Origin of the sequence: Collinsella sp. CLA-AP-H1 (assembly GCF_040092945.1) — a bacterium.
In the GTDB taxonomy this organism is placed as follows: Bacteria; Actinomycetota; Coriobacteriia; order Coriobacteriales; family Coriobacteriaceae; genus Collinsella.
The window spans coordinates 69,237-83,363 of sequence record NZ_JBBNKO010000001.1; the positions used below are offsets into that span (position 1 = coordinate 69,237).

Below are 14,127 nucleotides of genomic sequence, written 5' to 3' on the forward strand. Positions count from 1 at the left end.
CTCTCTATCGTGTTGGCGTCCCGTCTGGGGGTCGTGGCTGGCGATTGCCGGGCGACCCTTCGAAAGGGACATGACATGCAGCTCCTATAATACCGCGAAATGCACGGAATATTCGGCGAACGGCTCAGTTTTCGTAGCGAGAAGTCCGGAAGTTTTAATTGAAACGGTTTAACTCTATGTTCTGTGGTCGTGAGTTTCCGTAGAGGGGGTCCGTCTTGGGCAAGCTTTTGGTCCGCTCTTGCAAGCGTTGCAGTGGTTGACCTGTTGCAACGGTGCCGTTCGCCGCCTGTTTGCTGCCTTTGGCCGCGCGAGTGTATTGTTTTGCGTGAATGTTTTGATGGCACGCTTCAATCGTGCAGTATTGGATGGTAAGCAGATCCCGGCGAAGGGAGCGCCATGCAGCGCGTTTGGAGAACGGTTACCGGCTTTTACCATGTCTGTGCCCGCGGTGTGGGCAAACAGCTCATCTTTGAGGGCGATGAAGACCGGTGGGAGTTTTTGGAGCTGATGCGCGAGCGCTGCCGCAAGGCGGGCGTGACGGTTATCGCCTGGTGCCTTATGGGCAATCACGTGCGTCTGGTGCTTGCAGATTACGAGGACGCGATGAGCGCGGCGATGCACCGGCTGCTTTTGACGTACGCGCGGCGGTTCAATAAGCGCACGGGGCGCACAGGCCATCTGTTCCAGAACCGTTTTGACCGGCGTTCGCTCGATACCGATTGGCAGGTGATGGAGGCTATTCGCTCCGTACACGCCGATCCGCAGGAGGTGGGCGTTAGCCTAATCGAGCGTTATCCCTGGAGCAGCTTTGCGGAACATCTGCGTTCTTACGACGGTGACGCGGCCGATGTCGCGAGGGGATTTTCTGATCCTTCTTGCGTGCTTGAGCTTTTTGGTTCTGCCGAGGGCTTTATTGCCTATTCGCTTTCGACGCCCGACGGCAGTGAGCCAGCGCTGTGCGATATGAAAGAGACGGAATGGGAACGCCACGCCTTTGCCGACAAGATGGCGAAGGAGCTCGGGGTTCCGCTTCGTGGGGTTAAAGTCGCACCGCCGGCGCAGCGCGATACCGTTATTTTTGGATTGCACGATGCCGGTTTTACGGTGCGCCAGATTGAGCGGTATACCGGGATTGGCAAAAGTACCGTCTCTCGTATCGTGCGCGCCCGCGCGCGAACGGCGATGCGGGCTGGCGGAAACGTGATGTAAGGTCGCCTGTTCACCGCAGTTGGGGTCGTCCATACGCCGCAACCAGCGTTCAAAAGCTTGGTACGGTAACTGCACTTCTTAATATGCATAGAACAATCGTCATCTTGCATAAAAAAACAGCTCAGTCCGGGTTTGCCCGTGCCTACCCCCGTCTGCGCCGTGCAAAAAACGGAGTTTTCAGCATCGTGGTGCTTTCGGCACTGCCGCAGTCTTGCAACATACGGGTCCCGAAGCTATTTATGCCTTCCGATGCGCCTCCGAAGCGCATGTATGTGATCCCTGAGACCGCGATGCTTGTTCTAAAACACAATATATATGCGCCTGGAGACGTTGATTAACGCTTTCGATGCGTATACATACAGCTTGGCGTGCTGAATACTCGCAAAAATGCACGTCGCACCCTATGGGACCCGTCTGCGGCAGGCGCGAAGCGAGTCGGAGCTCAGCAGAACGGGGCTTGGCGCATTGCTTGGCGGGCCCGGGGCCCTGCCGCAGGCCTTTGGTGCTGTGGAAAACGCCCGTGTTCGCGTCTGGCCGTGTGGTAAATGACAGACGGGGCGCCGGACGCGCTGATTTTGTGTGTTCGTGCTCATTAGGAAAAACAGAGCCGCCCGTATCGGGCGGCTCGGCAATCAAAAACCTTGGATTCGGAGCATACGCTACTGGTTAGCTTGCCCCTCGAGCATGCCGTCGAGGGTGCGCCAGGCGAGCTCGGCGCATTTGACGCGGGCGGGCATGTGCGAGATGTCCTGGAGCTGGGCGGCTTCGTCCAGGTCTTCCAAGTCCTCCTCGGAGAGCTGCTCGCCGCGGATCATGGCGAGGAAGAGCTCTGCCAAGCGGTGAGCTTCCTCGACGGTCTCGCCGGTGATGAGGTCGGCCATGATGTCGGCACTGGCCTGACTGATGGCGCAGCCGTGGCCGGTAAAGGAGGCCTCCTCGATCACGCCGTTCTCGACGCGCAGCTGCAAGGTGAGCTCGTCGCCGCAGCTGGGGTTGATGCCGTCGTGCTCGTGCGTGGGGGCATCCATCTCGTACTTGTAGTCGGGGTGCGAGTTGTGCTCCATAAACGTGGTGGAGGTGTACAGATTACCCATTGAACGTGCTCCAAACGTGATGCAGGCCGGCGATGAACTTATCGATGTCGGCCTTGTCGTTGTAGAAGGCCACGCTGGCGCGGCAGCAGGCGAGGTTCTCGACGCCCAGCCAGGTAAGCAGCGGCTGCGCGCAGTGGTGACCGGCACGGATGCACACGCCGTCCATGTCCATGATGCTCGCGACGTCGTGCGGGTGGATACCCTTGACGTTAAAGCTGACGACGCCGTGATGGTTGTCCCAGTAGATGGAGCCGATGATCTGGACAAAGTCGAGCTGCATGAGTTCGCCCATCAGGTAGTGGACGAGTGCCTGCTCGCGTGCCTGGATGTTTTCGTAGCCAACCGTGTTGACGAGGTAGTCGAGTGCCGCACCCGTGGCGAAGATGCCGGCGGCGTCCTGCGTGCCGGCCTCGAACTTCTCGGGGACGGGCGCCCAGACGGCGTCCTGCTCGGTGACCGAATCGATCATCTCGCCGCCGGTGAGCATGGGCGGCATGGCGTTGAGCAGGTCCATCTTGCCCCACAGCACGCCGATGCCCATGGGGCCCATGGCCTTGTGCGCGCTAAAGGCAAAGAAGTCGGCGCCCAGGTCGGCCACGTTGACCGGCATGTGCGGCAGCGACTGCGCACCGTCGACGACCAGGTAGCCGCCGTACTTGTGCACGAGTTTGCCGAGGTTCTTGACCGGGTTCTCGACGCCCAGCACGTTGGAGACCTGGCCCACGGCCAGGATCTTGGTCTTGGGACCAACCTTGGCAAGAACTTCCTCGGTGGTGAGCTGGCCGGTCTTGGTGGGGTAGAGGTAGACGAGCTTGGCGCCGGTCTCGCGGCAGACCTGCTGCCACGGAATCAGGTTGGAGTGGTGCTCCATGATGGTAATGACGACCTCGTCACCGGGCTCGAGCACCGTTGGCGCAAAGCTCTTGGCGACCAGGTTGAGCGACTCGCTCGTGTTGCGGGTGAAGACGACCTCGTTGGCCTGTGAGGCGCCGATGAGGTCGGCGATCTGCTGGCGGACCTTCGCGATGGCCTCGGTGGCCTCGACGGACAGCGAGTACAGGCCGCGCAGGGGGTTGGCGTTCATACGCTGGTAGAAGTCGCGCTCGGCTTCGAGCACGCAGGCAGGGCGCTGCGCGGTGGCGGCACTATCGAGGAAGGCGATCTCGGGGTGCTGCTGAAACAGCGGGAACTGCGCCTTGTAGGGGTTGGTCTCGATGTCCACAGTGGGCCAGCCGCGCGAAGCCTCGTCGCTGGCGTCGAGCTCCATGGGCTCGGGGGCAGTACAGGTGTCGCATTTAACGTGCTCGGTGTCGATCATGCGAGCTCCTCTTCAAAGTTGTCGATCAGGTTGTTGCCCAAGCGGACGACGGCTGCGCGGGTGCGCTCGTCGGTGGCGGAAAGCGCGGCGTCCTCCAGCTTGGCGCGGATGAACAGGTCCTCGGCGGCGTTTTGGTCAAGGCCGCGGCAGGCGAGGTAGAACAGCTGCTCGTCGCGGACGTGACCGATGGTGGCGCCGTGGTTGCCGGCGACGTCGTCCTCGTCGCACAGTATGACGGGAACGGTCTTGTTGTCGACGCCCTTGTTGGCCAAAAGCACCATCTCGCGCTCGGTGCCGGTTGCACCCTTGCAGCCGTGCACGAGGTCGATGGTGCCGCGGTAGACCTTCTTGGACGTGCCGGTCAGTACGCCGTTGGCGTCGATCTCGCACTCGGTCTTGCGACCGCGGTGGCGCAGCTCGTAGTTAAAGTCGCGCACCTGCTCGCGGGCGCCCAGGTAGTCAGTATCGATGGTGACCTTGGCGGTATCGCCCAGCAGGTCGCCGGCAAGGCCGGTGGCGCTGGCGCCGGCACCCAGGACGGTGTGCTGTACGTTGACACGGGCGCCCTCGTCCAGGAACAGGCCGGTGTCGTCGAGCGCGATCCAGCTATCGTCGAGCGTCTGCGTGCAGGTCACGTTGACGGTGGCGTACTCGTGGGCGCACACGCGTAGCACGGAGCCCACGACGCCTTGGCCGGCAACGGGGGAGTCTAGGGCAATATGCAGATCGAGCGTCGACTGGGGACGGACGACGACGTCAATGGCGGCAATCGCAGCCGCTGCGTCGACGCCACTCACGCGCACGGTAACCGTGGCGTGCTGGTATGCGGGCACATCGATGACGATGCGCTTGGTGGCGTGGTCGGCCAAGTAGGTGTAGGCAGCCTCGCCCATGCCAGTCTCGAAGGCCTCAGCGGGGGAGAGCTCCTCCTCTAGCTTAATGGCACCGGCCTGGTAGACGGAGGTGGCGGGCACGTCGAGCTCGGTCTCGGGCGTGATGCGGGCGCGGTCGGCGGCATCACCCGGGGCGGAGGCGCGGCGCTCGGGGAAGTGCTCGGCCATGGCGTCCATGGCGGCGTCAAAGGCGTCGGCAGAACCGCGGAACTGCTCGTCCAGCCCCTCGACCTCAATGGTTTCGGCGGGAGCGGCGGCAAGTTCGTCCGAAAGCTCAAGCTTGGTCTGGTTCATCTTGAGCCAACCCCAAGTGGCGGCCGGCATCGCATTAACTTGCTCGAGCGTGGTAGCAGCGGTGTTCGTGGTCTGTTTCATTATCCGATCGCTCCTTCCATCTCGAGCTTGATCAGGTTGTTCATCTCGACGGCGTACTCCAGCGGCAGCTCCTTGGAGACCGGGTTGGCAAAGCCGTTGACGATCATGGTACGGGCCTCTTCCTCCGAGATACCGCGGCTCATCAGGTAGAACACCTTGTCGTCGCCGATGCGGCCGATGGTGGCCTCGTGGCCGATGTCGACGTTCTTGGCGCGGATGTCCATGGCGGGGATGGTGTCGGAGCGGCTTTGGTCGTCGAGCATGAGCGACTGGCAGCTTACGGTTGCCTTGGAACCCTCGGCCTTAGGCGTGGCCACGATGGAGCTGCGGAAGGTCTGGATGCCGCCGCTCTTGGAGATGCCCTTGGTCTCGACGGTTGCCGAGGTATCGGGCGCGTTGAGCACGACCTTGCAGCCGGTATCCAGGTTCTGGCCGGCGCCGGCAAAGGTGATGCCGGTAAAGCTCGAACGGGCGCGGCGGCCGTTGAGCACACTCATGGGGTAGAGGTAGCCCACGTGGCTACCGAAGGAGCCGCTGATCCACTCGATGTCGCCGTCCTCGTCCACGCGCGCACGCTTGGTGTTGAGGTTGTACATGTTCTTGGACCAGTTCTCGATGGTCGAGTAGCGCAGGTGCGCACGCTTGCCCACAAAGAGCTCGACGGCGCCGGCGTGGAGGTTGGCTACGTTGTACTTGGGCGCGGAGCAACCCTCGATAAAGTGCAGGTCGGCGTCGTCCTCGACGATGATGAGCGTGTGCTCAAACTGGCCGGCGCCCTTGGCGTTAAGATGGAAATAGCTCTGCAGCGGGAAGTCGAGCTTGGTGCCCTTGGGCACGTAGACAAACGAGCCGCCCGACCATACGGCGCCGTGCAGGGCCGCAAACTTGTGGTCGGTGGGCGGGATGAGCGTCATAAACTTCTCGTGGATGAGCGGTTCCCACTGCGGGTCGTGCAGGGCCTCCTCGATGCCGGAGTAGACGATGCCCATCTTAGACGCTGTGTCCTGCATGTTGTGGTAGACGAGCTCGGAGTCGTACTGCGCGCCGACGCCCGCCAGGTAGCTGCGCTCGGCCTCGGGGATGCCCAGGCGCTCAAAGGTGTTCTTGATGTCGTCGGGCACCGATTCCCAGTCGTGTTTTTGGTCGGTGTTGGGCTTGACGTAGGTGACGATGTTGTCCATGTCCAAGCCCTCGATGGAGGGGCCCCACGTCGGATCCGGGAAGCGGTTGAAAATCTCGAGGGACTTTAAGCGCAGGTCGAGCATCCACTGCGGCTCGTCCTTCTTGGCGCTGATCTCGCGCACGATGTCGGGCGTGATGCCGGCGTCGAGGCGCTCGAATCCCTCCTCGCCATAGGTGAAGTCGTAGAGGCTGCGGTCGATGTCCGCGACCTCGGTGCGGTTCTTGGTCATTGCGTCGCCCCTTTACGCCTGCTGCTCGGTAGCGGCGGCCTGAGCTTGGGCACGCTGCTCGGCGGCCTCGCGCTCGAAGGTCTCAAAACCGTTCTTGTCGATCCAGGGGATTAGCGAGGCGTCGTCCTCGCGTACGATGTGGCCCTTGACCATAACGTGGACGCGGTCGACATCCAGGTGCTCCAGGATGCGCGTGTTGTGTGTGATGATGAGCATGGAGCCGTCGCAGCTCTTGCGGTAGGCGTCCATACCATGGCTGACGGTGGACAGGGCGTCGACGTCCAGGCCTGAGTCGGTTTCGTCCAGGATGGCGAGCTTGGGCTGCAGCAGCAGAAGCTGGAGCATCTCGACCTTCTTTTTCTCGCCGCCCGAGAAGCCCACGCCCAGCTCACGGTTGAAGTAGGCGGTATCCATGTTGAGCTCGGCCGCGAGCTCCTTGACGCGACGGCGGAACTCCTTGCCCTTCATCTCCAGGCCGGGACGGCCGGCGATGCTGGCGCGCAAAAAGCTCGACAGCGGCACGCCCGGGATCTCGACCGGGGCCTGGAAGCTCAGGAACAGGCCGGCGCGCGAGCGTTTGTCGGTGGTGAGCTCGGTGATGTCTTGGCCGTCAAAGACGATGCGGCCGTCCTGCACGGTGTAGACGGGGTCGCCCATGACCAGGTGGCCGAGGGTGGACTTGCCGGCGCCGTTGGGTCCCATCAGCACGTGGGTCTCGCCGGCGGCGACGTTGAGGTTGACGTTGTGGAGGATGGTCTTCTCGTCCACGGAGGCGGTCAGACCTTCGATGGAAAGCAGCGGATTTGCGCTCATGCTGTCCCTCTCTGTATATGATGTACTCATAGGTGTACTAAACCCTAGGAATCTTCTCGGAATAAAGTTACTATGGGTTCGGCGTTAGTCAAGGGAAAACCCGACTAATCCACTCGACTTTTCTAGATGTGGGACAAAATAACAAGGTTTGTTTGTCCCACTTACTTAAAATTTGGGACAAACAGACCTGGTTATGTTGTCCCAGATGTGATGGGAGGGTAGGTATGCTCATTTCTTCCAAGGGCCGCTATGCCCTCCGGCTGATGATCTATATCGCGGCGCTGGGCGACGCCGAGGGCAAGATTGCCCTGCGCGAGGTTGCCGACCGCGAGCATATCTCACAAAAGTATTTGGAGCAGCTGGTTCGTCCGCTTATGAAGGCGGGCCTGCTTAAGAGCGTGCGCGGCAAGGGCGGCGGCTACATGATGGCCAAGGATCCAGCCGAGGTGCGTGCCGGCGACATCCTGCGCGCCGTCGAGGGCAGCACGGCGCCCGTGGCGTGCGACGGCATCGACAACAGCTGCACCCGCAGCGATTTGTGCTCGACCGTCAAGTTCTGGCGCGGCCTGGACGACGTGATCGAAAAGTACGTCGACGGCGTGACGTTGGCCGACCTGGCCGCCGTCCCCGAAATCAACTTTGACATTAAGCTGTAGGTTGAGCGCAATTCCTTAAGATTTCGCGGAGGGTTGTTGCCGTTTACCGAGGGGTTGTTGTGTAACAACGGGCGAGCTGCAATACTGATTTTTATCTTTGCAAACTGAACTTTAACTACACCAATGCAGGGAGGATCTTATGCAGCCCAAGCATTCTGCTATTGTCGCGGGCCTGACGTTGGCGCTTTCGTTTGGCGCCGTTTCCTCGCCGGCACCCGCCGCTGCCGAGGAGCCCACGCCGGGCGTTGCCTCGGATGCCACCGATATCGATAAGGGTCTCTACACCCAGCAGTCCTTCTCGGGCGTGCTGAGGTCGGTCCAGGGTGTTTCGTTTGTCAACGTGACTCCCGAGATGAAGTACTTTACCAAGTACGAGAGCCATGGCAACTACAACCAGGGATTTTCGTATGGTGACGGCTATAACGCACTGGGCTACTATCAGTTTGATCGCCGCTGGTCGCTCATTCCGTTTATGAAGCAGGTTTACAACTACGATTCTGCCAAGTACGGCATGCTCAAAGATGCGATTGATCGCGGCAGCGAGATTTCCAACGCGAGCAATGCCATGTACGAGAACGGCCAATTTACCGAGCTGGGCCGTATCGCGCAAGAGGCTTTCCAGGGTGCTTACAACATCGATCCTGTCGAGTTCTCGGCACTTCAGGACGCCTATGCGTACAACTCTTACTACGCAGTGACCGAGGCGTGGCTCAAGAGCGGCCTGGGCATTGATATTTCGGGCCGCGCCGATTGCGTCAAGGGCATGGTGTGGAGCATCACCAACATGTGCGGCACCGGTGGCTGCAGGGACTTTTTCCGCTGGGCGAATCTTTCCAACGATATGTCCGACCGCGAGTTTGTGACGGCGCTCTCCAATAGCGTGGTCAACAATGTCGCCACTAAGTTTTCGAGTCAGCCCCAGTATCATGAGGGCTGGAAGAATCGTTATAAAAATGAGCTGAAGGACTGCTTGGTTTTTATCGCCGAGGATGAGGCTGCCGCTGCGACGCCCGTGCAGCCCGAGCCCACACCGGCGCCCTCGCCGACACCTGATTCGAATGACGACTCGAGTGACGATGCCAACGATGACAGGATGGATGCGCCCTCGACCGATGCTGACGGTAATGGCTCTGCTGGTGGCACTACCAACGACGGCTCTACCTCGAACGGCTCCAATTCGAACGGCTCTGCTGCGGGCGATTCGTCTTCAAGCTCTGCCGGCAATACGGACAGCGACGCTTCTGGTTCGACCGACGCTGACACCTCTAACTCATCCATCGGCTCGAGCGATTCGTCCGTTGACACCGGCTCTAACAACGGCTCTGGCTCTGACGCAACCCCTGATTCCGATGCTTCCAAGGACGACTCGAATAAGGCGCCGGACGCTCCCGTTGCTTCGCCGGACAAGAAGCCTTCTTTCTCCGAGCAGCTTGGTTCTACGCTGGGTTCTTCGCTGATGGCTGGCGTCAATAACGGCTCGGCCCAGAACAAGGACAACTCTGATCAGGTTTCCACGGAAAAGGCTGAGGCTGCAAAGGGCGACTCCAAGGACGAGGCATCCGAGAAGGTTGAATCCGATAAGGGTTCTAGCTCTGAGGAGAAGGACAAGGATAAGAAGTCTGAATCTGAGGAGAAGGACAAGAGCAAGACCGAGGGCGAAAAGCAGCAGGGCGAGGACGAAAAGAAACAGTCCGAAGACGACGACAAGAGCGGTGCCGACAACCAGAGCCAAGAGCAAAATGGCTCCAAAACGGTGACCACTACTACCACGACGACTACAACTACCAAGTCATCTGGCGGCAATATGCCCAAGACGGGCGACTTGATCGTGATGGCGAGCCTTGCCAGTGCAAGCTTGGCCACACTGGGCGCTACGTCTATCGTAAGTGGTAAGCATAAGCTCGATCAGCAAAAGAAGGCTGCTGGGCAGAACGACTCCGAGGAGTAGTCCCTTTCGGTTGCCCGACAGCTAAAGATTCGCAATGGGGGCCGGTGCAGTTGCATCGGGCCCCATTTTTGTTGCACAACGATTTGTTATGCCCCCTCAAGGCCTTTGTTCCTACCGTTGCCCGATGCCTTTGCGCGGATGCAGCGTTGTGCTTGAACTGCTCGCTACAATGGGCCTCGTGCTACGTTTTAGGGAGAAGTTACAGTGTCTGAACAGGAGTATTGCAACAGTGCCGATACTTTTGGCGTACGGCTTGTCAACCATGTCGATGATGCGGTTATGCCGGTCGGTGTACATGATTTTGCCGATGCCATTGGTCGTTGCATGCTGATCGATAAGACCATGTTTATTGCCGATGTGTTGGACTGCGGCGCGTCCGTTGTGGTGTGCTGTCGACCCGAGGGTTTTGGCAAGAGCATGAACTTGTCGATGCTCAGGGCTTTTCTGGAGCGTCCCGCGGTCGGTCGCACCGGTCGGAGCTCGTTTGCCGATGCTCAGATTTGGGATGCGGACGGCGGGCGTTATCGGGATGAGTACGCTTGCTATCCGGTGATATCGCTGGACTTTTCTGGTGCTGCGAGGCGTGGCCCCGCTGTTGCCGACGTCCTGCGCGATGCTCTTTCGGGCGAGTGCGCCCGCCTGCTGGCGCTCTTGGAGGCTCCGGATTTAGCTCGAGATAAGGTGCGTCACATCGAACGCGTCGCGCGTGGCGTGGCGAGCGCGGACGCGGTTGACTCGGTGCTCGGTGTGCTCATAGAGCTGCTGGAGATTGCCTGCGATGAGCAGGTTGTATTGCTCGTTGATGGGTACGATGCGGCGTGGTCTCGCCGTGCGAGCGCGAGGGACGCTTCCGACGCCGATCCGGCAGAACTACTTGACCGTGTGCTGTTTGACGCCATTGCTGTCGCGGGTCATTCGCTACGCTTTGCTTGTCTGATGGGGGAGCGTCCCAGTCCTGCCGAAGCGGCGCTTTCTTCGCGCAGTTGCTCGTATTGTCTGTCGACGCCGCTTTCGACGTGGTGTGACCGTTGGTTCGGCTTTTCGGATGCCGAGGTCCAGGCTCTGTTGAATCATGCTGGGCGCGAGGAATACCTTGATGATGCGCGTGAATGGCTCGAGGGATATCGGTTTGGTAGGGCCTATTGCTCGAGTCCAGCGCGTGTGATCGGTTTTCTGGACCGAGGCTGCACGGCGCCTGTGCGCGCCGATCTGTATGGGTATGCGGATTGCCTGAGTAGGGTAGTTGCCGGGTGGAATCTCGACCGCCTTTCGGTCTTGTTTGATTTGCTCGAGGCCCATGGGTGTGCTGAGGTCCCGCTTTGTTTGGGCACTGCAGAGCCAGATGTCTCACCTGACGATGGCATGTGGACAGCGCTGTATCTGTCCGGTTTTCTCACGACGGATATGACTGAGGAGCCAGAGCATGGCGATCGGCTCCGTGCTTTGCGATTGCCCAATAACGAGCTTCGCCAGGCCTTGCGTCTAGTGATTGTTGAGTGGTTTGAGTGCGATGCCGAAGACATTCGAGACGTCGATGCGTTTCGCGACGGGCTGTGCCGTGGGAACGAGGATACGGTGAGGCGGGCGCTAAGCCGCATCCTGGGGGATGCGGGAATCGGTGAGACCGACCCAGATAAGCCGCTACCATATCATCTGCTCTTGCAGGGGCTCTGCTTTGGCTTGCCGGGCTATGCCAATCCTGCCTCGAGGCGAAAGTGTGGTGCGGGTCGCTGGGACATCCAGGTTTTCCCTACGGGTGCTGTGTTCGACGTAGCAGATACGATTGGCATGCTGGACGAGCGCCCGCTGATAACGATTAACTTGATGTATGATCCCGATGTGGATGCGCTGGGCCTGGAATTGCTGGCCGTGCAGGCGCTGCTCGACATAGAGCGCGACGGTATCGACGAAATCCGTGTGCCGCGACCCGGCGTTGGCCGCATGCGCTGGGGGTTTGGGTTTGATGGGCAGCATGTGGCTACGGTGTGCCAACGGCTTTAAGCGCCGAGGTGTTTCCGGCTTCCGTTACTCGGTGTCCTTCATGGGCGGCATGGGCTTCCAGTTGGGATCCTTGATGATCTTGCGGGCGTCCTTCATGCCGCGCCGCAGCGCCGGAATGCCGGTCTTAAAGCACTTATCGACCGCAGCCAGGCGAATGAATTCCTTGCAGAAGGTCGCGGCATTGCCCAGGCGGAACAGCATGGGGTGGTAGTCACCGTAGATCTGCATATAGCGAGCGAGGAAGCCTCGGTTGCGCATGATGTAGTAACGGTTGGTGTCGCTCGTGGAGTTGAGCTGGCGTTTGCCAGCGATGTCCCAGTTAGAGACGGCGCGGGCGCGCTTGAGCACCACGTCGGCAACAACGGCGGCGGGGAAGTGTTGGCTGGCTACATAGCCGTAGCAGGCATCGTCGCCGTAGATAAAGAAGCGCGCATCGGGTAGGCCGATCTTGTCGACCACGCGGCGCGAGAACAGGCCGCCCTCAAAGCACAGCTGGTTCATGGCGCGGTAGCCCTCGGGTCCCAGGTCCCACTTGGCGACAGGGTTGGGAATGCCGAGCGAAAGGATGAGCTGGTACTGCCAAAAGAAAGCGCCGCCGTCAAAGTCCAGGCGCGAACCCTGGATGACATCGTAGCGGTCGGTCCACTTGGCAAGACGCTCGATGCCTTCGGGGATGACGAGCACGTCGTCGTCCATCACCCAGAACCACTGGGCGCCCAGGTCGTAGGCGCATTTAGTGCCGGCGGAGAAGCCGCCCGCACCGCCGCCGTTTTCGAGCTGCGGGGCGTAGATGACACGGTCGGTGCCGCCCTGTGCGTCGGGCTGCTCGGTGTCGATGCCCCACAGGTTGGCCAAGCGCTCGTTAAATGCGGTGCACATGGCCTCGGTCTCGCGCGAATTCTCGTTATCGACAATCACGATGCGCCAGGGCGTTGCCGTGAGCTTGGTCATAGAGTCGAACAAGTTGGCCAGGAGTTCCTGGCGCTTGTACGTAACGACGACGATGGCGAGCTTATCGATGGGAGCGGGAAGGGTTGAAGGCATGGGGCAATATATCCTTTCACGCGCGGCGAGCGAGCGCTGCACGGAAGCTATCGAATACGTCCTTGGGACTGTCCTATTGTAAAGGCTCGGCGCACCTTGACGGCAAGCTTTGAATAAAACGCAGGAACCTGCCATGGGCCCGCCGCATGATGTGGGGCTGCTTTGCCCGCAAGAGGCTCCATAGATTATATAAACGCCCGCTGGCGCGCTGACCCTTTGATACCATGAAACGACAGGTATTTCCTAAGGAGCACATTTGTCTACTAACGCCTCTGGCAGCCCTGTTCTGTCGCTGCTTATTCCCATTTACAATGTTCAGCGCTACCTGCGCGAGTGTCTCGATTCCGCCCTGGCGCAGACGCTCAAGGATATTGAGATCATCTGCATTAACGACGGGTCGACCGACAACTCGCCGGCGATTATCCGCGAGTATATGGAGCGCGATAGGCGCGTCAAGATGATCGACAAGGCCAACAGCGGCTACGGCGACTCGATGAACCACGGTCTGGAGATGGCGCGTGGCAAGTACGTTGGCATCTTGGAGTCCGATGACTTTATGGCGCCCGACGCACTCGAAAAGCTTGTCTCGGCCGCCGATAGCAATAATGCCGACTTTGCGAAGGCGAACTTTGATTTCTACTGGTCTAAGCCCGAGGAGCGCCGTTCGCTGCACGAGATGTTTAAAGCCAAGGACTGTGGCAAGCCAGTGCACCCGAGCGATACGACGCAGTTCTTTAAGCAAAAGCCGTCGATTTGGTCGGCCGTGTACCGTCGCGATTTTCTTGAGCGCAACGGCATTACGTTCCTGCCGACTCCGGGGGCATCCTTTCAGGACACGTCATTCGCCTTTAAGGTGATCGCGTGCGCCGATAAGGCTGTTTACCTGCATGATGCTGTTTTGTCGTATCGACAGGACAACGAGAATTCCTCGGTCAATTCTTCGGCTAAGGTCTTTTGCGTCAATACCGAGTATGCCGAGATTGAGCGTTGGATTCGAGAGGATTATGCCCGCGACCACGCAAGCGTCGATGTCGCGCGCATGCTCATGTTCAATCAGCTCATTAAGTACGATTCGTACATGTGGAACTACGTGCGCCTGGCGCCTAAGTTCTATAAGGAGTTCCTGGTGCAGATGGCCAAGGAATTTCAGGCGGCCTTGGACGCCGGGGACTTTTCGCTTGACGACCTCAAGCCGTGGAAGCGCGCAAATCTCGCTGCCATCCTCAAAGATCCTGAGGGCTGGGTTGACGAGCACCCGAGTTTTGCGACGGATGGTGCCTTGGGGCGTGCTAAGTATTACGCCTCGGTTGGAGGCCCAGGCGTGGTTGCTGCCTTCCTCATCGAATCGCTGAGGGGGTAGGTCG

General features: G+C 59.9%; 11 protein-coding genes. 5 read left to right on the plus strand and 6 right to left on the minus strand.

What is annotated here, in order from left to right:
* Positions 1-396 precede the first annotated feature (396 nt).
* Entirely contained in the window at positions 397-1,209 is an 813-nt protein-coding gene (locus tag AAAV44_RS00325; RefSeq protein WP_349113989.1) for a transposase, read from the plus strand.
* A gap of 659 nt (positions 1,210-1,868) precedes the next feature.
* On the opposite strand, the gene sufU is transcribed toward AAAV44_RS00325, so the two are convergent.
* From sufU to sufC, 5 genes are read right to left on the minus strand one after another with little or no spacing between them, the layout of a single operon-like run.
* Entirely contained in the window at positions 1,869-2,303 is a 435-nt protein-coding gene (gene sufU, locus AAAV44_RS00330) for a Fe-S cluster assembly sulfur transfer protein SufU (RefSeq protein ID WP_343000588.1), read from the minus strand.
* Entirely contained in the window at positions 2,296-3,621 is a 1,326-nt protein-coding gene (locus tag AAAV44_RS00335; RefSeq protein ID WP_349113991.1) for a SufS family cysteine desulfurase, read from the minus strand. Before AAAV44_RS00335 ends, sufU begins: the two co-directional genes overlap by 8 nt.
* Positions 3,618-4,889, minus strand: coding sequence for a SufD family Fe-S cluster assembly protein (locus AAAV44_RS00340; protein WP_349113992.1), 1,272 nt, complete (start codon positions 4,887-4,889; stop codon positions 3,618-3,620). Before AAAV44_RS00340 ends, AAAV44_RS00335 begins: the two co-directional genes overlap by 4 nt.
* Positions 4,889-6,301 (minus strand): Fe-S cluster assembly protein SufB, encoded by a 1,413-nt coding sequence (gene sufB / locus AAAV44_RS00345; RefSeq protein ID WP_349113993.1) that lies wholly within the window; start codon positions 6,299-6,301, stop codon positions 4,889-4,891. The genes AAAV44_RS00340 and sufB overlap by 1 nt, the downstream gene beginning before the upstream one ends.
* A gap of 12 nt (positions 6,302-6,313) precedes the next feature.
* On the minus strand, positions 6,314-7,114 hold the full coding sequence (gene sufC / locus AAAV44_RS00350) for a Fe-S cluster assembly ATPase SufC (protein ID WP_349113995.1): 801 nt from the start codon (positions 7,112-7,114) through the stop codon (positions 6,314-6,316).
* 224 nt (positions 7,115-7,338) lie between these two features.
* Between sufC and AAAV44_RS00355 the strand changes: the two genes are divergently transcribed.
* The 3 genes from AAAV44_RS00355 to AAAV44_RS00365 all read left to right on the plus strand — a co-directional run bounded on the left by AAAV44_RS00355 (position 7,339) and on the right by AAAV44_RS00365 (position 11,719).
* Complete coding sequence (locus tag AAAV44_RS00355) at positions 7,339-7,770, plus strand: Rrf2 family transcriptional regulator (protein WP_055310594.1); 432 nt, start codon at positions 7,339-7,341, stop codon at positions 7,768-7,770.
* A 139-nt stretch (positions 7,771-7,909) separates the two neighbouring features.
* Positions 7,910-9,718, plus strand: coding sequence for a hypothetical protein (locus AAAV44_RS00360; protein WP_349113997.1), 1,809 nt, complete (start codon positions 7,910-7,912; stop codon positions 9,716-9,718).
* Positions 9,719-9,922: 204 nt separating this feature from the next.
* Complete coding sequence (locus AAAV44_RS00365; protein WP_349113998.1) at positions 9,923-11,719, plus strand: AAA family ATPase; 1,797 nt, start codon at positions 9,923-9,925, stop codon at positions 11,717-11,719.
* 24 nt (positions 11,720-11,743) lie between these two features.
* Here the strand turns inward: AAAV44_RS00365 and AAAV44_RS00370 are convergent, their stop codons facing one another.
* Positions 11,744-12,763, minus strand: coding sequence for a glycosyltransferase (locus AAAV44_RS00370; RefSeq protein WP_349114000.1), 1,020 nt, complete (start codon positions 12,761-12,763; stop codon positions 11,744-11,746).
* Positions 12,764-13,019: 256 nt separating this feature from the next.
* On the opposite strand from AAAV44_RS00370, the gene AAAV44_RS00375 reads away from it, so the two are divergent.
* A complete protein-coding gene (locus AAAV44_RS00375) occupies positions 13,020-14,123 on the plus strand; it encodes a glycosyltransferase (protein WP_349114001.1) in 1,104 nt (367 codons plus the stop codon).
* The last annotated feature ends 4 nt before the right edge of the window (positions 14,124-14,127 follow it).

Excerpts from the sequence above, each read along its gene's own strand:
- sufU (WP_343000588.1), bottom strand. The coding sequence starts at position 2,303 with ATGGGTAATCTGTACACCTCCACCACGTTTATGGAGCACAACTCGCAC.
- AAAV44_RS00370 (WP_349114000.1), bottom strand. The coding sequence starts at position 12,763 with ATGCCTTCAACCCTTCCCGCTCCCATCGATAAGCTCGCCATCGTCGTC.
- AAAV44_RS00325 (WP_349113989.1), top strand. The coding sequence starts at position 397 with ATGCAGCGCGTTTGGAGAACGGTTACCGGCTTTTACCATGTCTGTGCC.
- sufC (WP_349113995.1), bottom strand. The coding sequence starts at position 7,114 with ATGAGCGCAAATCCGCTGCTTTCCATCGAAGGTCTGACCGCCTCCGTG.
- AAAV44_RS00340 (WP_349113992.1), bottom strand. The coding sequence starts at position 4,889 with ATGAAACAGACCACGAACACCGCTGCTACCACGCTCGAGCAAGTTAAT.
- AAAV44_RS00355 (WP_055310594.1), top strand. The coding sequence starts at position 7,339 with ATGCTCATTTCTTCCAAGGGCCGCTATGCCCTCCGGCTGATGATCTAT.
- AAAV44_RS00360 (WP_349113997.1), top strand. The coding sequence starts at position 7,910 with ATGCAGCCCAAGCATTCTGCTATTGTCGCGGGCCTGACGTTGGCGCTT.
- sufB (WP_349113993.1), bottom strand. The coding sequence starts at position 6,301 with ATGACCAAGAACCGCACCGAGGTCGCGGACATCGACCGCAGCCTCTAC.
- AAAV44_RS00335 (WP_349113991.1), bottom strand. The coding sequence starts at position 3,621 with ATGATCGACACCGAGCACGTTAAATGCGACACCTGTACTGCCCCCGAG.